The organism is Streptomyces sp. Xyl84 (assembly GCF_059731885.1).
In genome coordinates this window covers 34,204-54,998 of the sequence record NZ_AP029182.1, presented here as the reverse complement: position 1 = coordinate 54,998, position 20,795 = coordinate 34,204, and the positions used below count along the sequence as shown (strand labels likewise).

15 protein-coding genes and 2 pseudogenes are annotated in these 20,795 nt (G+C 71.3%); 8 read left to right on the top strand and 9 right to left on the bottom strand.

Annotated features, from left to right (window positions below):
* Nucleotides 1–35: 35 nt before the first annotated feature.
* The gene (locus AC6I72_RS00235; protein ID WP_498004874.1) at nucleotides 36–254 is read right to left on the bottom strand and encodes a hypothetical protein; all 219 of its coding nucleotides are present in this window, start codon (nucleotides 252–254) and stop codon (nucleotides 36–38) included.
* On the opposite strand from AC6I72_RS00235, the gene AC6I72_RS00230 reads away from it, so the two are divergent.
* On the top strand, nucleotides 148–1,014 hold the full coding sequence (locus tag AC6I72_RS00230) for an AraC family transcriptional regulator (protein WP_497998487.1): 867 nt from the start codon (nucleotides 148–150) through the stop codon (nucleotides 1,012–1,014). The genes AC6I72_RS00235 and AC6I72_RS00230 overlap by 107 nt on opposite strands.
* A gap of 486 nt (nucleotides 1,015–1,500) precedes the next feature.
* Here AC6I72_RS00230 and AC6I72_RS00225 read toward each other — a convergent pair whose 3' ends face one another.
* The 4 genes from AC6I72_RS00225 to AC6I72_RS00210 all read right to left on the bottom strand — a co-directional run bounded on the left by AC6I72_RS00225 (nucleotide 1,501) and on the right by AC6I72_RS00210 (nucleotide 5,340).
* The gene (locus tag AC6I72_RS00225; RefSeq protein ID WP_497998485.1) at nucleotides 1,501–1,965 is read right to left on the bottom strand and encodes a MaoC family dehydratase; all 465 of its coding nucleotides are present in this window, start codon (nucleotides 1,963–1,965) and stop codon (nucleotides 1,501–1,503) included.
* Complete coding sequence (locus AC6I72_RS00220; RefSeq protein WP_497998483.1) at nucleotides 1,962–3,464, bottom strand: acyl-CoA synthetase; 1,503 nt, start codon at nucleotides 3,462–3,464, stop codon at nucleotides 1,962–1,964. The genes AC6I72_RS00225 and AC6I72_RS00220 overlap by 4 nt, the downstream gene beginning before the upstream one ends.
* 66 nt (nucleotides 3,465–3,530) lie before the next feature.
* Nucleotides 3,531–4,427 carry an amidohydrolase family protein gene (locus AC6I72_RS00215; protein WP_497998481.1) on the bottom strand — a complete coding sequence of 299 codons (897 nt, stop codon included), beginning with the start codon at nucleotides 4,425–4,427 and terminating at the stop codon, nucleotides 3,531–3,533.
* Between the two features lie 10 nt (nucleotides 4,428–4,437).
* Nucleotides 4,438–5,340 carry an SDR family oxidoreductase gene (locus AC6I72_RS00210; protein ID WP_497998479.1) on the bottom strand — a complete coding sequence of 301 codons (903 nt, stop codon included), beginning with the start codon at nucleotides 5,338–5,340 and terminating at the stop codon, nucleotides 4,438–4,440.
* A 181-nt stretch (nucleotides 5,341–5,521) separates the two neighbouring features.
* Between AC6I72_RS00210 and AC6I72_RS00205 the strand changes: the two genes are divergently transcribed.
* The 5 genes from AC6I72_RS00205 to AC6I72_RS00185 all read left to right on the top strand — a co-directional run bounded on the left by AC6I72_RS00205 (nucleotide 5,522) and on the right by AC6I72_RS00185 (nucleotide 10,435).
* Complete coding sequence (locus tag AC6I72_RS00205) at nucleotides 5,522–6,454, top strand: PaaX family transcriptional regulator (protein ID WP_497998478.1); 933 nt, start codon at nucleotides 5,522–5,524, stop codon at nucleotides 6,452–6,454.
* Nucleotides 6,455–7,006: 552 nt separating this feature from the next.
* A complete protein-coding gene (locus tag AC6I72_RS00200; protein WP_497998477.1) occupies nucleotides 7,007–8,074 on the top strand; it encodes a Rieske 2Fe-2S domain-containing protein in 1,068 nt (355 codons plus the stop codon).
* Nucleotides 8,074–8,364: a hypothetical protein gene (locus AC6I72_RS00195; protein ID WP_497998476.1), complete on the top strand. Its 291-nt coding sequence runs from the start codon at nucleotides 8,074–8,076 to the stop codon at nucleotides 8,362–8,364. The genes AC6I72_RS00200 and AC6I72_RS00195 overlap by 1 nt, the downstream gene beginning before the upstream one ends.
* The gene (locus tag AC6I72_RS00190; protein WP_497998474.1) at nucleotides 8,364–9,332 is read left to right on the top strand and encodes a PDR/VanB family oxidoreductase; all 969 of its coding nucleotides are present in this window, start codon (nucleotides 8,364–8,366) and stop codon (nucleotides 9,330–9,332) included. Before AC6I72_RS00195 ends, AC6I72_RS00190 begins: the two co-directional genes overlap by 1 nt.
* A 302-nt stretch (nucleotides 9,333–9,634) precedes the next feature.
* Nucleotides 9,635–10,435, top strand: a complete 801-nt coding sequence (locus AC6I72_RS00185) for an IclR family transcriptional regulator (protein WP_497998473.1) — start codon at nucleotides 9,635–9,637, stop codon at nucleotides 10,433–10,435.
* 7 nt (nucleotides 10,436–10,442) lie between these two features.
* Here the strand turns inward: AC6I72_RS00185 and AC6I72_RS00180 are convergent.
* A pseudogene (locus tag AC6I72_RS00180) lies at nucleotides 10,443–10,583 on the bottom strand (glycosyl hydrolase family 95 catalytic domain-containing protein); the annotation flags it as partial.
* A gap of 44 nt (nucleotides 10,584–10,627) precedes the next feature.
* Here AC6I72_RS00180 and AC6I72_RS00175 point away from each other — a divergent pair.
* Nucleotides 10,628–10,737, top strand: a pseudogene (locus AC6I72_RS00175) (helix-turn-helix domain-containing protein); the annotation flags it as partial.
* Between the two features lie 276 nt (nucleotides 10,738–11,013).
* A complete protein-coding gene (locus AC6I72_RS00170) occupies nucleotides 11,014–12,009 on the top strand; it encodes an NAD-dependent epimerase/dehydratase family protein (protein WP_497998471.1) in 996 nt (331 codons plus the stop codon).
* On the opposite strand, the gene AC6I72_RS00165 is transcribed toward AC6I72_RS00170, so the two are convergent.
* The 3 genes from AC6I72_RS00165 to AC6I72_RS00155 are packed head-to-tail and all read right to left on the bottom strand — an operon-like array spanning nucleotide 11,996 to nucleotide 20,791.
* Nucleotides 11,996–13,504 (bottom strand): PqqD family protein, encoded by a 1,509-nt coding sequence (locus AC6I72_RS00165; protein WP_497998470.1) that lies wholly within the window; start codon nucleotides 13,502–13,504, stop codon nucleotides 11,996–11,998. The genes AC6I72_RS00170 and AC6I72_RS00165 overlap by 14 nt on opposite strands.
* Before the next feature lie 43 nt (nucleotides 13,505–13,547).
* Nucleotides 13,548–16,730 carry a non-ribosomal peptide synthetase gene (locus tag AC6I72_RS00160; protein WP_497998468.1) on the bottom strand — a complete coding sequence of 1,061 codons (3,183 nt, stop codon included), beginning with the start codon at nucleotides 16,728–16,730 and terminating at the stop codon, nucleotides 13,548–13,550.
* Nucleotides 16,727–20,791: a non-ribosomal peptide synthetase gene (locus tag AC6I72_RS00155; protein ID WP_498004535.1), complete on the bottom strand. Its 4,065-nt coding sequence runs from the start codon at nucleotides 20,789–20,791 to the stop codon at nucleotides 16,727–16,729. Before AC6I72_RS00155 ends, AC6I72_RS00160 begins: the two co-directional genes overlap by 4 nt.
* Nucleotides 20,792–20,795 lie beyond the last annotated feature (4 nt).

The window sequence follows — 20,795 nt, the reverse complement described above, 5'->3', positions numbered from 1 at the left end:
ACACGGTGTGCCACGGGGACCCAGCGAACTACCGATCAGTAGTAGACGGTGAGCGAGTCGGCCGACACGGGGGCGTACAAGTTGGTCCCGCAGCCGGCGACGTAGTAGTAGTCGCCGCTGCCGTAGTCGTCCCACGAGCCACTGGATGTGGGCGGCACCAGTTCGCCGCCGGACTGCGGCGCGCGGGGGCCGGCCGCCCCCTTGTGGATACCGCATGCACCGGTGATACCGCACAGGCGTCGACCCGTCAGCACCCACGACACCACGAGTTCAACCTCAGTAGTCAGCCACGGGAGGAGGGGAATCGTCCAGCGTGGACAGGAGGCCGTATACGGCCCTGGCGACCTGTGTGTGCTCGACTCTTCGATACCGTTCGACTGCCTCGCCATCGGTCGTGCGCGTCCGGTGGAATCAGTGGGCGTCGTAGTACCCAAGAAAATGCTGGCACCGGCCGGGAACGCGGTTAACAAGCTGATCGGGCACCCAATATCGGGACGGGAAGGCTTTGCTTCTCTGCTGGCGCAGTTCCTCGCCGGCATCACGGCGGGCGCCGGCTCCTTCAATCCCTCCGACGGCTCCCGGTTAGGGGGAATCGTGCTCGGTCTGCTGTCCGGGTTCCTGGCTCAGGCCCTTGAGGCCGAGGAGCTGCTCACGCCGGAAACTCACCGTCAGACTTTGACTCTTGCCCTGCGCATCCGTTCCTTCGTCCGGAGCCACTTGTATGATCCGCAGCTGGCCCCACGCACCATCGCCGCCGCGCACCACATTTCCACCAGCTACCTGCATCGCCTCTTCCAACACGAGGAAGATACGATTGCAGCCTGGATACGCCACCAGCGCCTTGAACGCGCCCGCCGCGACCTCGCCGACGCGGCGCTGCGCACCACGCCTATCCACGCCATCGCCGCCCGCTGGGGCTTCCCCCGCCCCGCCGACTTCACCCGTGCCTTCCGCGCTGTTTACGGAGTCCCACCCAAGGAGTACCGGAACCAAGCACAACGCATCGCGGAGTAGACGGATCGCCAAACGGGTGTGCACTCAGAGATAGCGACATCCATGCCGCTGCTGCCTACTATGAAATTCACTGTCATAGGTCGCAGTGAGTGTGCGAAAGTGGAATGGCCGCCTTATTGCTGCCCAGAGTGTGCTCGCGCTGACAATAGTCGGACTCACCGGCGGGACAACGGTGGCCAATGCGACGCCAAAGAGTCTCCGCGATTGTTACGATGATTCATACTCGTATTCAGCGTCGGACGGCAGCGGCAGGTGCCCGGTAGGCCGGTACCTTAAAGATGCGGGCTCGCCCTGCCGTGAGACGGGCGGCGGGTCAACCATCGGCGCCCGGTATCCCGCGTCACCCGGCGCCGGCCAAGGCATGGTCCTCGGTGAAGAGACGGGATGGCAGGACAGGACCTCGCATGCGGTGGGCAGGGGAGCGGGCGGCTCGGGCGGGCGAGCGGACTTCTCCGCATAGCGGCGGTTCTCCGTGTAGTGCCGGTTCTACGCGTAGTGCCGGTAGATCGCCGACGCCACGCACGCCGGCTTCTCCGAGCCCTCCACCTCGATCGTGAAGGTCAGGTGCATCTCTACGCCGTTGCCCTTGACCTCCTCCACGGAGTCCACGGCGCCGTGCAGGCGGATCTTCGCTCCGACCTTCACCGGGCTGGGGAAACGGACCTTGTCCAGGCCGTAGTTGATGCTCATCGAGACGCCCTCGATGGCGAGCAGGTCGTTGAAGAGGGGGATGACGAGGGAGAGGGTGAGGTAGCCGTGGGCGATCGGGGCGCCGAAGGGGCCGGCCGCCGCGCGCTCGGGGTCGACGTGGATCCACTGGTGGTCGCCGGTGGCGTCGGCGAAGGTGTTCACCCGCTCCTGGGTGATCTCCAGCCAGTCGGTGCGGCCGAGGCCGGCGCCGGCGAGGGCCTTGATCTCGACGAGGCCGGTGGCGGTACGAAGGGCAGTCATGCGTGGGCTCCAGAAGAGTTGGCGGGTCCGTAGGTTTCCCGGATGCGGGGCTTGAGCAGCTTGCCGGCGCCGCTGCGGGGCAGTGCGTCGGCGAAGACGACGGACTTGGGGATCTTGTAGCGGGCGAGGCGGCCGTCGAGGAAGGCCAGGATCTCGTCGGCGCCGGCCTCCGCGTCCGGCGCGAGGACGACGACTGCGCGGCCCACCTCGCCCCACTTCTCGTCGGGTACGCCAATCACGGCACAGTCCGCGACAGCCGGGTGTTCGTACAGGGCCTTCTCCACCTCGGCCGGGTAGATGTTCTCCCCACCCGAGATGATCATGTCCTTGACGCGGTCGACGATGGTGACGTATCCGTCCTCGTCCGCGATGGCCACATCGCCCGTGCGGAACCAGCCGTCCGTGAAGGCGGCCGTGGTCGCGTCCGGCAGGCCCCAGTAGCCGGACATGACGGTGGGGCCCTCGACGAGGAGTTCGCCGCGTTCGGCGTCGTGCCCGTCGGGATCGGCGATCCGCACGTCGTTGAAGAAGTGCGGCACGCCAGCGCTGCCCGCCTTGGCCAGGGCGTTCTCCGCGTCCAGCAGGCACACGCCGGGCGAGGCCTCGGTCATGCCGTAGCCCTGGAGGAAGCGCAGGCCGCGCTTTTCGTACGTGCGGATCAGCGCCCGGGGAACCGGTGCGCCGCCGCACATCATCTTCCGTACGGACGACAGGTCGGCCGCCGCGAACCGCTCCTCCGCGGCGATCTGCTGGAACATGGTCGGCACGCCGAACATGACCGTCACGCCGTGCTCCTCGACCAGGTCGAGGATGCGGGAGGGCGAGAACGACTCCTCGAGGATCAGTGTGCCGCCCTTGAGGAACGTAGGCAGGCACGTCATGTTGAGGGCCGCCGTGTGGAACATGGGTGCGGACAGCAGGGTCACCTCGTCGGAGGCGAAGTCGGCGTCGACGAGTGTGTTGATGCTGTTCCAGGTGAGGTTGGAGTGGCTGAGCACGGCGCCCTTGGCACGGCCCGTGGTCCCCGAGGTGTACATGATCATCGCGAGGTCGTCGAGGGCGACGCCCTCGTCGGCGGAGGAGTTCGGAGCCTGGGCCAGCGCTTTCTCGTACGTGTCGTCGACGGCAACGAGCCGGCCGGTGCCGGAGGTGGCGGCGAACGCGCCGAACGAGGGGGAGTGGACGAGCACGGACGCACCGGAGTCGGTGAGGCAGTGCCTCAGCTCGGTGTCTGCGAGGCGGATGTTGAGCGGGACGAAGACGGCGCCCAGCTGGCCGGCCGCGAACATGGTCTCCAGGAACGCGGGGTGGTTCGGGCCGAGGAAGGCGACGCGGTCGCCGTGGCGGACGCCGAGGGAACGCAGGTGGTGGGCGAGGCGGGTGATGCGGTCGTGCAGCTGGGCGTAGGTGTACCGGGCCCCCTGGTGGACGACGGCCAGGCGGTGCGGGGTCTTGCGGGCGCGTCGTGCGGTCCAGGACCCGATGCCGTGGTTGCGCATGCGGGAGCTCCTTTGCGTCCCTGAGAGCTGCGGGTGCGTCTCCGAGAGCTGCGGGGACGGACGGGATCAGTCCTTGACGAAGCCGAACAGCCGGGCCGCGTTCTCCTTGAGGATCTTCGGCCTGATCTCGTCCTTGATCGGCAGCGCGGCGAAGTCCTTGAGCCAGCGGTCGGGGGTGAGGAGCGGGTAGTCGGTCCCGAACAGCACCTTGTCCTTGAGCAAGCTGTTGGCGTACTGGACGAGCTGCGGCGGGAAGTACTTGGGCGACCAGCCCGACAGGTCGATGTAGACCTGCGGCTTGTGCGTGGCCACCGACAGCGCCTCGTCCTGCCAGGGGAAGGACGGGTGGGCCATGATGACCGGCATACCGGGGAAGTCGGCGGCCACGTCGTCGATGTACAGCGGGTTGGAGTACTTCAGGCGGATGCCGCCGCCGCCGGGTGCTCCCGCGCCGATGCCGGTCTGGCCGGTGTGGAAGACGGCGACGGCACCGGCCTCCTCGATCGCCTCGTACAGGACGTACGCGGACCGGTCGTTGGGGTAGAACGCCTGGACGCTCGGGTGGAACTTGAAGCCGCGCACCCCGAAGTCCCGTACCAGGCGGCCGACTTCCCGAGCTCCCGCCCTTCCCTTGGCGGGGTCGACCGAGGCGAACGGGATGATGACGTCCGGGTTCTCGGCGGCGGCCTCGGCGATCTCCTCGTTGGGAACGGCCGGGACGCCGGTCGCGGCCTCCGCGTCGACGGTGAAGACGACGCACGCCATCTTCCGCTCGCGGTAGTACGCGGCGATCTCGGTGAGCGTCGGCTTGCGGTGGCCGTCCTCCACCTTGAAGTACTTGCTGGACGCCTCCTCCAGCTCGGAGGGGAGCGAGCCCCATCCACGCGAGGAGACCTCGGCGTGGGTGTGCACGTCGATCGCGGTGATCGCATCGATGTCGATGCCGGTGTCGGTGCCCGTCATGGCGGCCTCCTTACAGCTGCGGGGCGGGGATGCCGTACGTCTCCGGACGCCGGCCCACCGAGGTCGGCCAGGCGGCGGCGATCGCGTCCGCCGACCAGCCGCCGTCGGTGTACGCGGCCGAGACCTCCTGCGGGTGCGACCACAGCGACAGCTTGTCACCGCCGATGCCGACGCACTGGCCGGTGACGTCCTTCGCCGCGTCGGAGGCGAGGAAGACCACCAGGCCCGCGCAGTCCTCGGCGGTGCCGAAGGCGACGCCCTTGCGCAGGGAGTCCGGGAAGGGCGTGCCGTCGTTCTCGTACGCCTCGATGTAGGGGGCGAACAGCGGCATGGTCTTCGTCATCTCGGTGGCCGCGTTGGGGACGACGGCGTTGGCGGTGATGCCCGCCTTCGCCAGCTCCATGGCCCAGGTACGCACCATCGCAGCGATGCCCGCCTTGACGGCGGCGTAGTTGGTCTGGCCGAAGTTGCCGCGCTGTCCGGCGGGGGAGCCGGCGACGATGATACGGCCGCCCTCGCCCTGCTCGCGCATCCGGACCGCGGCGGCGCGGGCGCAGGTGAAGGTGCCGCGCAGGTGCACGTGCTGGACGGTGTCGAAGTCGTCGTCCGACATCTTCCACAGGACGCGGTCGCGCAACACGCCCGCGTTGGTGACCAGGACGTCGAGCCGTCCGAACTCGGCCACGGCCCGGTTCACCAGGGCGTCGGCGGCCTCGCTGGTGCCGACGGCGACGACCTCGGCGGCCGCGCGCCCTCCGTCCTCGGTGATCTGCTTGACGGCCGCCTCGGCTGCCTCGGCGTCCACGTCGTTGACGACGACCGAGGCGCCGGCGGCGGCGAGGGCGCGGGCGTAGGCGAGGCCGAGGCCGCGCCCGCTGCCGGTGACGACGGCAACCTTGCCGGAAAGGTCCATTGGTGTATCTCCTCGGGGGGCGGAGAGATGGGGGGAGCGGGGGGAGGAAGAGGCGGGGGTGACACCGTTCCACGGGGCGTGCCCGGTCCCGTCCGCTCGTTCAATTCCTGCGCAACGCTAGGCATTCTTCTTGCGACGGTCAAGAGAATGCGTAACATGCGGTCCGTACGACGGTGGTGTGATGCGGGAGGGCGACATGGCAGGCGGCAGCAGTGGCGCGACGGGCGGAGACGCCGCGCGAGACGAGAGCGCGGTGTACGAGGCCACGGGGGACGAACTCCGGACGGGTCCGGGATCCGAGGTGACCCTGCGCCCCCAGTCCCTCATGCTCACGTTCCTCGGCAACTTCGTGCTGGGCGGCGACGTCTGCGTCTACTCCGGCAGCATCATCGAGGTCTTCGGCCGTACGGGCGTGGGCGAGCACGCCACCCGCTCCACCCTGACCCGCATGGTGGGCCGCGGCCTGCTGCAGCGCCGCCGCGAGGGCCGCCGCATGTACTTCGGCCTCACCGACCGGGCGGCGGCGATCCTCCGCGACGGCGAGCACCGCATCTGGAAGCAGGGAGCCGTCAACGACGACTGGGACGGTACGTGGACGCTGCTCGCCTTCTCCCTGCCCGAGGCCAGCCAGCGGCAGCGCCACGACCTGCGCTCCCAGCTGACCTGGGCGGGCTTCGGCCCGCTCATCGGCGGCCTGTGGATCGCGCCGGGTCGGGCGGATGTCACCGCGATCACGGAGGACCCCGAACTCGGCCCTCACGTCAGGGTGTTCCGCTCCACCGCGGACCCGGCCACCGACATCCCCCGCATGGTGCACGAGACCTGGGACCTCGCGACCCCGGCCGTCGGCTACGCCGCCTTCCACGACCGCTGGTCCGCCTTCGCGGACGGCCGCGGCGCCTCGGACGTCGACGAACTCGCCGTCAAACTCCGTCTGCTGACGGAGTGGCTCCAGATCGTCCGCGCCGACCCCCACCTCCCGATCCAGCATCTCCCGGCCGACTGGCCCGCCGCCGTGGCCGAGGACGTCTTCCGCCGCGCCGACGCCCGTGTGGACGCGGCGTCCCGGGCGCTGGCGGAGGAGTTGTTGGAGACGGTGCCGCTGCGAGAGTGACGGATGCCGGCCGGCGCCTTGGACGGCCCCCGCCTCGACGTACTCACCCCGTGCCCGTTGCGGCGCGGGGCGGGCGGCTGAGGCGGTGATCCGTCTGGCGGTGTCCGACGCCGGCGTGGCGGCTCCACTCCCGGCGGGCGGAGCCGCAGGCCACGGGCAGGATCACCGACCGCCTGGACGGTGGCCGGGTCCCGGCCGGTCTGCTCGCGGATACGGGCGAACACGGAGGGGACGCCTTGGGACCCGGCGTACGCGGCCCTGTTCCTGGCCGGCGACAAGGCACGCTGGATCTCCAGCTTCACCGTCGAGGGCGGCGGCAATGGGCCGCCCGCCTCGCTGAACGGGGCCCGCCTCGGCCTTCCGCTCAACGGAAGGCGCCCTGTTCCCAGGCCCGTGTCCGCAGCACTCTGGGAACCGTCGGCGTTCCACCCCGGCCCCTCGGGGCAACCGGCATCCGCAACCCGCAAACCCCGACCCGTAATCCGAAACCCATCACCCCCAGTCCGCAGTCCGTCGATGCGTCGGGCGCACCCGAACGCAAGGGAGTTGACGATGACGACGACGTCATTCGCGCGCAACCAGTGGTACGTGGCCGCCTACGGCAGCGAGATCGGGCGGGAGCTGTTCACCCGCACGATCTGCGGCGAGTCGATCCTTTTCTGGCGCACCGAGGCGGGCGAGGTCACCGCCATGGCGGACCGCTGCGTACACCGCCGTTTCCCGCTCTCCGAGAAGCCGAGCCGGCTGGACGGCGACACGGTCGTCTGCGGCTACCACGGCTTCACCTATGGCGCCGACGGCGTCTGCGTGAGCGTGCCCGGCCAGAAGCGCGTGCCCCGCACCGCCCGGCTCACCTCCTACCCCGTCAAGGAGCAGGACTCCTTCGTGTGGGTGTGGATCGGCGAGAAGGACAAGGCCGACGAGGCCCTGATCCCCCGCGCCCCCTGGCTGGACTCGCCCGACCACACCACCGTCTGCGGCATGGAACCGCTCGCGGCCCGCTACGGGCTCCTCGTCGACAACCTGCTCGACCTGTCCCACGAGACGTACCTGCACGGCGGCTACATCGGGACCCCCGAGGTCGCCGAGACCCCCATCACCACCGAGGTCGACGAGAAGTCGGGCGTCGTGTACGTCAGCCGGCACATGGACGACGCGGCCTGCCCGCCGTTCTACGCCAGGTCCACCGGCATCACCGGTCGCATCACGCGCTGGCAGGACATCGAGTACCACGCCCCCTGCCTGTACCTCCTGCACTCGCGCATCGCCCCCGTCGGCGCACCCGGCCCCCGCGCCGACGGCAGCGACCCGGACGCCTTCCACGTCGAGGTCGTCTACGCCATCACCCCCGAAACCGAGTACAGCACCCACGACTTCTGGGCCGTGGCCCGCGACTTCGCCCTGGACGACCAGGAGGTCTCCGACTTCCTGCACGACAACAACCGCACCGTCGTCCTCCAGGACGTCGTCGCCCTGAACAAGCTGGAGCAGGTCATCGCCTCCGAGCCGGCCGGGACGCAGGAGCTCAGCATCAACATCGACGCCGGTGGGCTGGCCGCCCGCCGCATTCTCAAGCGGCTCGTCGAGGCCGGCGCGGCCGAGTCCGTGGCGGCCGTCTGATGGGCCCGCAGCCCACGACGATGCTCGACGGGGACACGGACTACCGGATCGTGTGGATCCCCGGCACGGACCGGCTGCGCGGCTGGTGCTGGTGCGGCGAATCCCGGGAGTCCGAGGACCCGGTGGAGCTGTGGGAGTGGCTGCTCGCCCATCCCGACGGGCACCCGGGCCGGGGGACCGTCCCCGCCCCGGGTCCCGCGCCCCGCCCCCTCGCCGACTCGTCGGCGCCTGACCGCGCGTACTCGCGTACGTGCGCACCTCGCGTACTTGCGTACCCAAGGACCCTCTGATGACCACAAGCACCACCGCACCCGAGGCCGAACTCGACCTCGTCGTGGCCCGCCGCACCGACGAGGCCGACGGTGTGGTCTCCCTCGGCCTGCGCCGGGCCGACAACGCTCCCCTGCCCGCCTGGACGCCCGGCGCACACATCGACCTGCTGCTCGCCCCGGATCTGGTACGGCAGTACTCGCTGTGCTCCTCGCCGGAGGACGCCCACGTGTGGCGCGTCGCCGTCCTTCGGGAGAACGGCGGGCGCGGAGGCTCCCTCCACGTGCACGACAAGCTGGCCGAGGGCGATCCGGTCCAGGTGCGCGGCCCGCGCAACCACTTCCCCCTGGAGCGCGCCGAACGGTACCTCTTCATCGCCGGCGGCATCGGCATCACCCCGATCGTCCCGATGCTGGAGCAGGCCGAACGACAGGGATCCGCGTGGGAGTTGGTGTACGGAGGGCGGACCCTCGCGTCGATGGCCTTCCGCGACGCACTCGTCACGCGGTACGGGGAGCGGTTGAGGGTCCGGCCCGAGGACGCGTACGGGCTCCTCGACCTCGACGCGCTCCTGGGGACGCCGCGGCCCGGCACGCTCGTCTACTGCTGCGGTCCGGAACCGCTCCTCAAGGGCGTCGAGGAGCGGTGCGCCGACTGGCCGCCCGGCACCCTCCACGTCGAGCGGTTTGCGCCGAAGGAGCTTCAAGCCCCCGTAAGGGACCGGGCGTTCGAGATCGAGCTGGCGCAGACCGGCATCACGGTGACCGTCCCGCCGGACAAGTCCGTGCTGCAGGCGGTCGAGGAGGCCGGGGTGCAGGTCCTCTCCTCCTGTCAGGAGGGCACGTGCGGCACCTGTGAGACGTCCGTGATCGAGGGCACGATCGACCATCGCGACTCCCTCCTCACCCCCGCCGAGCAGGAGGCGCACGACACGATGATGATCTGCGTCTCCAGGGCTGCGTGCCCCAGACTCGTCCTGGATCTCTGACGGCCGCGCGAGGGCCCACGTGACGGAGCGGTGCGGGCCCGGCGTGACGCGCCGGTTCGACAGCCGGCGTGCTGGGGACCGGCGACGGCTTCGGGCATCAGGGATCAGGTGGCGACGGTGCCGAGGACCCCGCCGCGTTGATCGACCGTGCATCCGCCGCGATCGCCCCGCACTGGACGGCGTCGGACAGCGGAACGGTGATGTTCACCAGAGCATTGACGGCCGTCAGGGATCTGCCTAGTTTTTCGGTGACGTGCCCGAGCCCGCAGTGGAGCGGCCGGGGCCCGGACAAGGAGGTCCGCATGCAGCGCCGAGCCCCGACCGGCAGCTGCTCGGTGACGGCCAGGGCCCTGCAGGTGTTGGAAGCCTTCACCCCGGAGCGGCCCGTGCTGCGGCTCGCCGACATCTCCCGCCACACCGGACTGCCCCTCACCACCACCCACCGGCTGGTGAGGGAACTGGCCGGCTGGGGCGCTCTCGAACGCGAGCCGAGCGGCGGCTACCGCATCGGCCTGCGGCTGTGGGAGATCGCCTCCCTCGCCCCGCGCGGCCTCGGCCTGCGCGAGGCCGCCCTGCCGTATCTCTCCGACCTCGGGCACATCACCCGCGAGAACGTGCAGATCGCCGTCCGCGAGGACCTGTCCGTCGTCTACGTGGAGCGCCTCGCAGGCCGCGACGCGGTCAAGGTCCTCACCCGCGTCGGCGGGCGGTTCGACCTCGCACCCACCGGCGTCGGCCTCGTCCTCCTCGCCCATGCGCCCCGGGAAGTCCAGGAACAGGTGCTGTCCCGGCCGCTCGTCCGGCACACGGAGAAGACCCTGTGCACCCCGGACGAAGTGCGCCGCACCCTCGCCGGGGTGCGCCGCACCGGAGTCGCCATCAGCGACCGGCAGGTGACGATGGACGCCGTGTCGATCGCGGCCCCCGTGTACGGGCCGGACAACACCGTCGTCGCGGCCGTCTCGGTCGTCGCCCACGCCGACGCCGTGAACCCGCACGCCCTCGCCCCGCTGGTGCAGGTCGCGGCACGTGGGATCTCACGGTCACTCGGGGCAGAGTCTTCAGGGCCCCCTGGAAGAGTTCTGGGGTGGTGCGCTTGGTGATCTGGTTGCTGGGGTGGAGGCCGTGCAGGTGGGAGATGTGGCGGTGCTGCTGCTCGGGCGCATCCGCGTCCCAGTCCTGCTGCCACTCCTGCAGCTGCCCCAGGGCGCCGGTCTTCATGGGCGGCAGTTGGGCACGGGCCTGGCGCACCCGGTCGGCGTACGCGCTGGTGGTGCCGAGGACGTCGCAGGCGGCGAGGTGTGTCTTTTCACGAGCGTGAAGAGATCGCGATCCTCAAGCGCAGGACATTGGAGTCCGCGAGACCGCGCGACGTCTCGGCCGCGATCCATCGACGGTATCCCGGGGGCAGCGGCCGGACTGCGGAGCAAGTTGCGACGACCGATTGAGTCCGCCCAGGGCGGACTCAATCGATCGTCGCGACACCCGAGGTCTGACGGACCACCACCGGGAACCGTGCGCCGGACACGTCGTCGTTGGGAGAGCGGGTGGCGGCGGCGCCGGATCCTAGGGCCCGCCACGTGATCCGCGCGACCGACCCCCTTGCGCACAGCGGCAATTGGTCCGCAACGTGATCCGTCATGCGCCCCGGACGCGCCGGCCGTCTCGCTACGATGACCACATGAATCTTCTGATCCTCGGGGGGACGGCGTGGGTGGGCCGCGAGGTCGCCCGGCAGGCCCTCGACCGCGGCCATCACGTGACCTGCCTGGCCCGTGGCGACAGCGGTGACGTCGCCGACGGCGCGGAGCTGGTGCGCGCCGACCGGCGCGAGCCCGGCGCGTACGACGAGGTCGCCGACCGGGACTGGGACGCGGTCCTCGAGGTGTCCTGGCAGCCGGGGCTGGTCCGCTCGGCGCTCGCCGCGCTCGCGGGCCGGGCCCGGCACTGGACGTACGTCTCCTCGGTGAACGCGTACGCGGCGACCGACACCCCGGGCGCCGACGAGTCCGCCGCGCTGGCCGAGCCGATCGCCGGCGACGAGGCGGACGGTGAGCAGTACGGGCCGGCGAAGGTGGCCTGCGAGCAGGCGTCCGCGGCCGCCTGCGGGGACCGGCTGCTCATCGCGCGGCCGGGCCTCATCGGCGGCCCGGGCGACAGGACCGGCCGGTCGGCGGCCTGGACCGCCCGCGCGGCGCTGGCCCCGCGCGAACCGATGCTGGTGCCGGACACCCCTGCCGTGCCCACGCAGGTCATCGACGTGCGCGACCTCGTCGCGTGGCTGCTGGACGCGGCCGAGCAGCGGCTCACCGGCGTCTTCAACGCGGTCGGTCCGGTGGTGCCGTTCGGCGAGTGGATCGACCTCTGCCGCGCCGCGGGCGGCCACACCGGCCCGGTCCGGTACGCGGAGGTGGACTGGCTCCTCAAGCAGGAGGTCGGTCAGTGGGCCGGTGCCGACTCCCTGGCCATGTGGCTCGTCGAGCCCGGCTGGGAGGGCTGGTCCACCCGCGACGGCGCGGCGGCGACGCGGGTGGGCCTGCGCCACCGCCCGCGCGCCGAAATGATCGCCGACGCGCTGGAGTTCGAGCGTGCGCAGGGACTCGAACGCGAGCGCGGCGCCGGTCTGAGCCGGGCCCGGGAGCGCGAGCTCATCGCCCTGCTGCCTACCGGCCGCTGATCAGCTCGGGTTCCAGCGGCCCGCCGGGCGACCGGCGGGTCATGATCATCTCCTTGTGGGGATCCCCGTCGAGGATGGCGTGCAGGATGTTCCTGGGCCCCTCGCCGGTGCCGAGCAGCGTCGGGCTGCGGTACAGGCCGCGCAGCTCGTGCGGTTCGAGTCCGCTGATCTCGCACAGCTCATCGGCCACGCCGTCGCCGTCGCCGCCCGCCAGGAAGTCGTGGACGTCGGCGAGGCGCGGCAGCAGGTGCGGCCGTTCCGCGGAGAGGTACGCGGACAGGCGCTCGCCCTTCCCCGAGAAGGGTGAGTGGACCATGCAGATCAGCTGTTCCTCGCTGAGTCCGTACGCCTCGGCGGCGAACCGGCCCGCCCGCTCCCGCATCAGCGCGGACGCGTCCGGTCCGGCGTAGCGCTGATGGACCCGGTCGATCAGCCACTCGGGGAACTCCTTGGCACGCATCAGCTTCGTGGCGAAGGCGACGTACTCGGCCAGTCCGTCGCCGTAGTCCCGGCCGTACAGGCGCTCGCACTTGAGGGCCCGCAGGTGGGCCATCAGCGTGGGGTTGGCGCAGTCGGACTCGGTGAAGCTGAAGGCGATCTCGTCGAACTCGAAGCCGAGGAAGCCGGTGAGCAGCGGCCAGTGGTTTGACGAGCTGTATCCCGTGTCCTCGAAGATGGAGAAGAACCGCAGCGCCTGCGGCACGTCGGAGACGACCCTGCGGGCGGCCACCTCGGCGGGTGCGTCGGGACCGAAGATCTCGGTGAAGTAGGCGCCCGCTATCGCGTCGGCGGAACGCAGGAAACCGCCGAACCCGGTGGCGCCGCGCTGTCGTACGGTGCGGCCGTGGTCGCGAGCCAGCCGGTTGACCCACAGGTGGTAGGCCCGCTGCTCGGCCGGTGAGTCGCCGGTGATGACGAGGTCGACACCGCCGTCGTACGCCGCGGCGATGCCGAACGAGTTGACCATGCTCAGGTTGCAGGAGTTGCAGAACGTCGGGCGGGCCTCGGCCATCGTCCGGTGCCCGGTCATCAGCAGGTCCAGGCGGTTGCGGGCCAGCACCCGCGGCAGGATCGGCTCCTGCCGGCGGAAGGGCCGCACCACCTCGTCGTCGATCAACAGCGCCGTGCAGTCCGGATCGTCGGCGAGGCTCAGCGCGCGGTAGGCGCGGTCGATGTTGTCCATCACGGCCTGTGTCATGCCGCCCTGACGGTTGGTCGCCGACCGGAGCCGGAAGGTGCTGCCGTGGCGCTCGCGAAGGAGCAGCTGCACCATCCGTACGAAGGCCAGGGTGTAAGTGCTGTCCTTGCCGCCGCCGTAGGCGACGAGCACGACGTTGTCGCCGAGCCGGTCGGGCGCGGGCAGCGCGGCGTGCAGCCGCCGCGCGCAGTTCTCGGCGCCCGCGAGGTCTTCGGCGGACATCGCGTCGCGCAGGCCGGCGAGCGTACGCGCGCGGGCCGCCGCGAGGTCGGGCCGGACGGATCTGGTCGTGGGCATGGTGAGGTGTCTCCTGAGGTCGGGGCGCGAAGGCGGACGGGATTCAGGGCGTGGCGCCCCGCCGTCGGGCCAGGGCGAGATGGGCCGCACGCCGGGCCGTGCCGCGTTCGCTGCCCTCCGCGGCGGTTGCGGAGGCGGCCTCGCCGTCGAGAAAACTCGCCATGGCACGCACGGTCGGGTGCCGGAACAGGTCGACGACGTGCACGTCGCGGTCGAACTCGGCACGCAGGGTCTCGCGCAGGCGGATGAGGAGCAGCGAGTTGCCGCCCGCGTCGAAGAAGTTGTCGGTCGCCCCGGCCTCGGTGCCGAGCACTGCCTTCCAGCACGCGGTGACCCGGTGCTCCGCCTCGCTGGCGGCCGCCTCCTTGGAGCGCGTCACCGGCTCGGCTGCCAGCAGGGCGAGCACCGCCTTGCGGTCCAGCTTGCCGCTGGGCAGCAGGGGCAGCCGGTCGGTCACTCGCAGCACACCGGGAACCATGTAGCCGGGGAGCCGGTCGGCGAGGAAGACACGCAGCTCGGCGTCGCTCACCGCCGCGCCGGGCCGGGGCGCGCCCGCAGCCACCAGCTCGTCGCCGCCCGGTGCGCGCCGCACCATGGCGCACGCCTCGCCGATGGCCGGATGGGCGAGCATCACGGCTTCGACCTCGCCCAGTTCGATCCGCGCGCCGCGCAGCTTCACCTGGTGGTCGACCCGGCCGACGTAGAGGATGCGGCCGTCGGCGGCGTGCCGCACGAGGTCGCCGGTGGCGTAGAGGCGTTCACCGCCCACGGCCGAGAACGGGTCGGGGACGAACCGGTCGGCGGTCAGACCCGGCCGGTTCAGGTAGCCGCGGGTGACCCCGGCGCCGCCCAGGTGCAGTTCGCCCACCACGCCGGGCGGTACCGGCCGCTTGAGGGAGTCCAGGACGTAGGCGCGGGTGTTGAGCATCGGGCGGCCGATCGGGATCGGTTCGTCCGGGTGCACGATGTTGAAGAGGGAGAACGTGGTGGTCTCGGTGGGGGCGTACATGTTGTAGACGGTCTCCACGCCGGGGAGCGCGGCCAGGCCGCGCAGCACGGACGGGGACAGCACCTCGCCGTTGGAGACGACCGTGCGGGCGGAACCCGGGGCCCCGCCCATCTTGAGCAGTTCGCTCCAGATCGACGGCACCGCGGTGACCACCGTAGCGGTCTCGGATCCCGCGGTGCGCGGCAGCGCGAGGGCGTCCTCGGCGATGACGACGGTCCCGCCGCCTGAGAGTGCCGTGAAGATCTCCCACATGCAGACGTCGAACGTCATCGAGCTGATCAGCGGCACCGAGGCGAAGGTCTTCTCGCCCAGTTCCCGGTGGGCCCAGGTGATGAGGTTGATGAGGTTGCGGTGTTCGAGGACCACGCCCTTCGGGCCGCCGGTCGACCCGGAGGTGAAGAGGATGTAGGCGGCGTTGGCCGGCCGCACCGGTGAGTCGACCGGCCCGTCGGGCACGCCGTCCAGCGCCCGCGTCCCGCCCTCGTCGAGTTCCACGCGGCGCGCCGGATGTCCGGCGACGAGGTCCGCGTACTGCGGCGCCGCGACGACAACCGACAGGCCGGCGTCCGTCATGATCTGTTCGAGCCGCCGCTGGGGCAGGGTCGGGTCCAACGGCACCCAGACGCCACCGGACTTGAACACGCCGAGCATCGTGGCGAGCATCTCCAGGGACCTCGGCAGGCACACGCCGACCCGGTCCTCGGGGCCGACACCGAGGCCGCGCAACAGGTGGCCGATCCGGTTCGCGGCGGACTCCAGCTCGTCGTAGCGCCAGACCCGGTCGCCGCAGCGCGCCGCGACCGCGTCGGGGGTCCGCGCGGCCTGCCGTTCGAAGAGCTGGTGGATGAGCAGGTCGGGTACGTCGCGCGCGGTGTCGTTCCAGTCGTGCAGGACCAGGCGCACGTCGGCGTCGGTGGCCGCGATCAGCCGCGAGACCGGCTGTCGCGGGTCGTCGGCGATCCGGCCGAGGATCGTCTCCAGGCGGGCCAGGAGCCGCTCCGCGGTGACCGTGTCGAACAGGTCCTCGCGGTAGCCGATCCGCACCCGCAGGCCCTGCTCCGTACGCGTCAGCGCGAAGTCCAGCTCGACCTTGGCGGTCGGCAGGGGCAGGTACGACGTGCTGAACGTCAGCCCGCCCGCGCTGCGCGGCGCGACCTGGTCCTCGTAACCGAACATCACCTGGTAGTAGGGGTAGTAGCCGGCGTCGTGCGAGACGCCGAGGTTGCCGAGGACCGTCTCGAACGGCAGGTCGGGGTGTTCCAGCGCGTCGAGCACGGAGCCCCGCACCTGCGCGAGCACCTCGTCGAAGCCCGGGTCGCCGGAGAGTTCGGTGCGCAGTACGACGGGCCTGGCCAGGTAGCCGATCAGCCCCGCCACCGCCGGGTCGTCGCGCCCGGACAGGGCCAGGGCGGTCACCGCGTCCGGCACGCCGTGCTGGCGCAGCAGGACGTCGCAGGCGGCCTTCGTCAGCATGAACTCGGTGGCCCGCAGCCGCCGGGCCACCGGTGCGAGGCGGTCGGCGGTCTTTGGCCCGATCACCCGGCTCAGGTACGCCATCCGGTGCGAGGTGACCGCGGGGCGGGAGCGGTCGAGCGGCAGGTCCATCACCTCCGGCGCGCCGGTCAGGTGCGTGGTCCAGAACCGGGCCGACGTGTCGTCCACGGCGGCGGCGCGGCGGCGGGCGTAGCCGGCATAGTCAGCCGGCTCCTGGGGCTCCGGTTCCGTGCCGCGCGCGAACGTCTCATAGAGGGCGGTCAGTTCAGTGAGGAACAGCTCAAGCGAGACGCCGTCGAAGACGATGTGGTGGACGCACCCGACCAGCCGGTGGTCCGCCTCGCCCAGCCGGGTCAGCAGGAACCGTACGGGTGGTCCGGCGGAGAGGTCGAAGCCGCGGCCGGTGAACTCGGCGGCCAGCTCGTCCGCGCGCTCCTCGGCCTCCGCCGCGGGCAGCCCGGTGAGGTCGGCGTCCTCCACCACGACGGGGGCGGGCGCAGTGACGACCTGCTCCAGGACGCCGTCACGGGCGCGCAGGGCGATGCGCAACGCGGGCTGGCGCCGCGCCAGTTCGGTCAGGGCGCGGCGCAGCGCCACGGGGTCGAGGGCACCGTCGAGGCGCACCGTGAAGGGAATGTTGTAGAACGGATCCCCGGGCCGCATCTCGGCCATGAACCACAGTCGCTGCTGGGCGGCGAACGCGGGCAGTGTCTCGGCGGTCATCGGGGTGCGTCCTTCGTCTCGTTCAGTACGGCCGCGACCGCGGTGACCAGCGGTTCGCGCATCATCGTGTAGTGGTTGCCCTCGACCGTGCGGACGGTGAGTCCGCCGGCGGCGAGCTCGTCCCACCTGCGGTACTGCTCGGGATCCTCGTCGCGCGCGAGCACCAGTGTGCAGGGCGCCTTCAGTGGTTCGGGCCGGTACCGCCACACGAGGTGCAGGTTCGCGATCCACAGGTCGATCACCTGGGCCATTCGCTCGCGTCCGGCGTCGGGGGGCAGGTAGTCGCCTCGGCGCGCGATGTCGAGCAGGTAGTCCAGGTGCTCCTCGTCGGTGAGTCCGCGCAGCCGGTCGACCGTCAACAGGCCCTCGCCGTAGTTCCATTGGAGGTTCTGCGCCAGTGCCGCCACGATGTCCGCGCGGTCCGGTTCCTCCTCGGCGGTGACGTACACCGGCGGGTGCGAGTCGAAGAGGACCAGCTCTGTCTCCTCGCCCAGGCTCTCCAACTCCTTGGCGATGGCGTAGGCGTTGGTCCCGCCGTAGCACCAGCCGGCGACCGTGTACGGGCCGTGCGGCTGCGTGGCGCGGATCAACTCGGCGTACACGGCGGCCCGTTCCTCGAACGTCGCGTACGGCAGGGATCCGTCGCGCAGTGGCGGCGGCGCGATCGCGTACAGCGGGCGGTCGGCGGGCTCGACCAGCCGCGCGAACGGCATGTAGCAGACCACTTCGCTGCCCGCGGGGTGCGCGAAGAAGATCGGGCGGCCGGCGCCTGCGGCCCTGATCTCCACGAGGTGCGCCTCCTCCTGGGGGCGGTAGCCCTCCCGCAGCAGCTGGGCGAAGCGCTCGACGGTTGCGCCCTGGAAGATCGCGGCGACCGGCAGCTTCCGGCCGAACCGCCGCTCGATCTCCGTCATCAGCTTGAGCACCAGGAGCGAGTGGCCACCGAGGTCGAAGAACCGGTCGTGCAGGCCGACCGGCCGGGTGCCGAGAACCTCCTCCCAGACCGCGGCCACGGCCAGCTCCACCGGGTCGCGGGGTGCGACGAAGGCGGCGCTGTCGCGCTCGACGGCCGGCGCGGGCAGCGCCTTGCGGTCGACCTTGCCGCTGGTGGTGAGCGGGAAGCCGGCGACCGTGACGACGGCGGCCGGAACCATGTAGTCGGGCAGGTGGGTGCGCACGTGGTCGCGCAGCTGGTCCGGCCGCGGGGCATCGGCGCGGACCTGTACGTACGCGACCAGACGACGGTCACCGGGCCGGTCCTCGCGCACCATGGCGACGGCGCGGGTCACGCCCGGGTGCTCGGCGAGGCGCGTCTCGATCTCGCCGAGTTCGATCCGGTAGCCGCGCAGCTTGACCTGGCCGTCGTCCCGGCCCAGGTAGACGAGCGTGCCGTCGGGACGGTAGCGGACCCGGTCGCCGGTGCGGTACATCCGGGCGCCGGGGCGACCGCCCAGGTGGTCGGGGACGAACCGCTCGGCGGTGAGCCCCGGCCGGGCGCGGTAGCCGCGCGCCACTCCGGCGCCGCCTATGTACAGCTCGCCGGGGACCCCGGCGGGTACCGGGTCGAGGTGCTCGTCCAGGACGTACAGGCGGGTGTTGGCGATCGGGCGGCCGATGGAGACCTCGTCGGTTCGTGGCTCGACGGGCCAGCTCGTCGACCAGATGGTGGTCTCGGTCGGGCCGTACACGTTCCACACCGGGGCGGGCCCGTCCGTGAGAATGCGGGCCAGGCCCGGGGGCAGGGCCTCGCCGCCGACCAGGACGCGCAGGCCGCCGGTGTTGCGCCAGCCCGTCTCCGTCAGCAGGTGCCAGGTCGCGGGGGTCGCCTGCATGACCGTGACACCGCGGTCGGCGAGCAGACCGCGCAGGGCGCCCCCGTCCTGGGCCACGGCCCGCGGCACGATGACGACCTCGGCGCCGCACACCAGCGGCATGTAGAGCTCCAGGCCGGCGATGTCGAAGGAGACGGAGGTGACGGCGGCGAGGACGTCGTCGGCCGCCACGCCGGTCTCGTCGCTCATGCCGAGGAGCAGGTTCACCAGGGCGCGGTGGGAGACCTCGACGCCCTTGGGGCGCCCGGTGGACCCGGACGTGTAGATGACGTACGCGAGGCGCTCGTCGGCCAGTTCCCCGTCCGTCGCGTCCGCCGCGAACGGCTCGCTCGCCGCGATGGCGTCCCGGTCGAGGTCCACACAGACCACGTCCCCGGCGCACTGTGCCAGGGCGGGGCGCAGGGCCGCCTCCGTCAGCAGGACGGCCGCCCCGGCGTCGGCGCTCATCTCGGCCAGTCGCAGCGGCGGAAGGACCGGGTCGAGGGGCAGGTAGGCCGCGCCCGACATCAGTACGCCGAGCAGGCCGACCAACAGGTCGCAGGAGCGCTCCAGGCAGACGGCCACGACGCGTTCCGGTCCCGCGCCCCGCTCGCGCAGGAAGGCGGCCAGTTCGGCGGCGCGCCGCACGAGTTCGGCGTACGTGAGCCGGTCGTCGCCGCTCGACACCGCGACCCTGTCCGGAGTCGCCGCGGCCTGGCGGCGGACCAGCGCGTCGAGGGGGAGCCCGGCCTGCCGGGGCGCGTCCGTGCGGTTCCACTCCGTCAGCATCGTGGCCAGGTCGGCGTCGTCGGTCAGGGAGAGGCGGCCGATCGGCAGGTCCGGGTCGGCCACGCCCTGTTCGAGGAGCCGGCGCAGGTAGTGGGCCATGCGGGCGACGGTCTCTTCGGTGAACAGGTCGGTGTTGTACTCGAACAGCCCGAAGAGGTGGTCGGCCAGCACCTCGTCGTCGAAGACGCAGAGCATGCACTCGTCCTTCGCCGTGTGGTTGTCGAAGATGAGCGCTTCGAGCCGCAGGCCGGCGAGCCGCACGGGCTCCTCGTGGAAGTCGACGAACATGAACGACGTCTGGTAGACGGGGTTGCGGCTCGGGTCGCGCTCCACGTCGAGCTCGTCGAGCAGCGTCCCGAACGGGATGTCCTTGTGGTCGAAGGCGTCCACCACCGTCCGCCGCACGGCGCGCAGCAGCTCCCGGAAGGTCATCTCCGTCCGGATGGCGGTGCGCAGCGGCAGCATCGTCAGGAAGTAGCCGATGAGGTTCTCCACCTCGGACCGGCTGCGTGTCGAGGAGGTGGTGCCCACGACGATGTCCTCCTGCCCGGTGAGGCGGTGCAGGAGCAGTTGCCAGGCGGCCAGCATGACGACGTAGACGGTGTTGCCCTCACGCACGGCCAACTCACGTACGGCCTGCGTGAGTTCAGTGGTGAGGTGGAACTCGTACCGGGCTCCGGTGAACGTCTGTACCGGGGGCCGGGGCTTGTCCGCCGGGAGCTCCAGCACGAGCGACGAGCCGGCGAGCCGCTCGCGCCAGTACGGGACCTCACGCCGCTTCACCCGCTCCTCGACCGATTGCGGCTGCCACTCGGCGTAGTCGGCGTACTGAAGGGGGAGTTCGGGAAGGACCGGGTCGCGGCCGGTGATCTCCGCGGTGTAGAACTCGGCCACCTCGGCACCGAAGATGCCCAACGAGCGCCGGTCCCAGACGAGGTGGTCGATCGTGCCGACCATGACCGTCTCGTCGTCGGCGAGGTGGATCACGGAGATCCGCACCAGCGGACCGGTCACGATGTCGAACGGGCGCCGCACCTCGGCGTTGCCGAGCTCCCACATCCGCGCCTCGCGCTCGGCGGGCGGCAGGCCGGTCAGGTCGAACTCGCGGAACTCGTACGGCAGATCGGCGTGCACCACCTGCACCGGTCGCAGTCCGTCGAGGCGGAACGTCGTGCGCAGCGCCTCGTGGCGGCGCACCAGCGCGGCGATCGCCCGCCGCAGCACGTCCAGGCGCAGGGGGCCGTGCAGCCGCCAGCCGAAGAGGACGTTGTAGACGGGGTCGCTCGGGTCGAACTGGTGAATGAGCCAGATCCGCTCCTGGTCGACCGTGCAGGGACTCGGCCGGTCATGGCCGCGCGGGTGGATCGGCAGTTCGGTCGGGACGGCGCCGCCGCGCTCCCGCAGTCGCCGGTCGAGCAGCGCCCGCTGCCGGGGCGTCAGTTTCGCGAGGCGTTGCGCCATGTCG

Coding starts and splice junctions, on each gene's coding strand:
- AC6I72_RS00225 (WP_497998485.1), bottom strand. CDS start 1,965: ATGACTGCCCTTCGTACCGCCACCGGCCTCGTCGAGATCAAGGCCCTC.
- AC6I72_RS00220 (WP_497998483.1), bottom strand. CDS start 3,464: ATGCGCAACCACGGCATCGGGTCCTGGACCGCACGACGCGCCCGCAAG.
- AC6I72_RS00215 (WP_497998481.1), bottom strand. CDS start 4,427: ATGACGGGCACCGACACCGGCATCGACATCGATGCGATCACCGCGATC.
- AC6I72_RS00210 (WP_497998479.1), bottom strand. CDS start 5,340: ATGGACCTTTCCGGCAAGGTTGCCGTCGTCACCGGCAGCGGGCGCGGC.
- AC6I72_RS00205 (WP_497998478.1), top strand. CDS start 5,522: ATGCGGGAGGGCGACATGGCAGGCGGCAGCAGTGGCGCGACGGGCGGA.
- AC6I72_RS00200 (WP_497998477.1), top strand. CDS start 7,007: ATGACGACGACGTCATTCGCGCGCAACCAGTGGTACGTGGCCGCCTAC.
- AC6I72_RS00195 (WP_497998476.1), top strand. CDS start 8,074: ATGGGCCCGCAGCCCACGACGATGCTCGACGGGGACACGGACTACCGG.
- AC6I72_RS00190 (WP_497998474.1), top strand. CDS start 8,364: ATGACCACAAGCACCACCGCACCCGAGGCCGAACTCGACCTCGTCGTG.
- AC6I72_RS00185 (WP_497998473.1), top strand. CDS start 9,635: ATGCAGCGCCGAGCCCCGACCGGCAGCTGCTCGGTGACGGCCAGGGCC.
- AC6I72_RS00170 (WP_497998471.1), top strand. CDS start 11,014: ATGAATCTTCTGATCCTCGGGGGGACGGCGTGGGTGGGCCGCGAGGTC.
- AC6I72_RS00165 (WP_497998470.1), bottom strand. CDS start 13,504: ATGCCCACGACCAGATCCGTCCGGCCCGACCTCGCGGCGGCCCGCGCG.
- AC6I72_RS00160 (WP_497998468.1), bottom strand. CDS start 16,730: ATGACCGCCGAGACACTGCCCGCGTTCGCCGCCCAGCAGCGACTGTGG.
- AC6I72_RS00155 (WP_498004535.1), bottom strand. CDS start 20,791: ATGGCGCAACGCCTCGCGAAACTGACGCCCCGGCAGCGGGCGCTGCTC.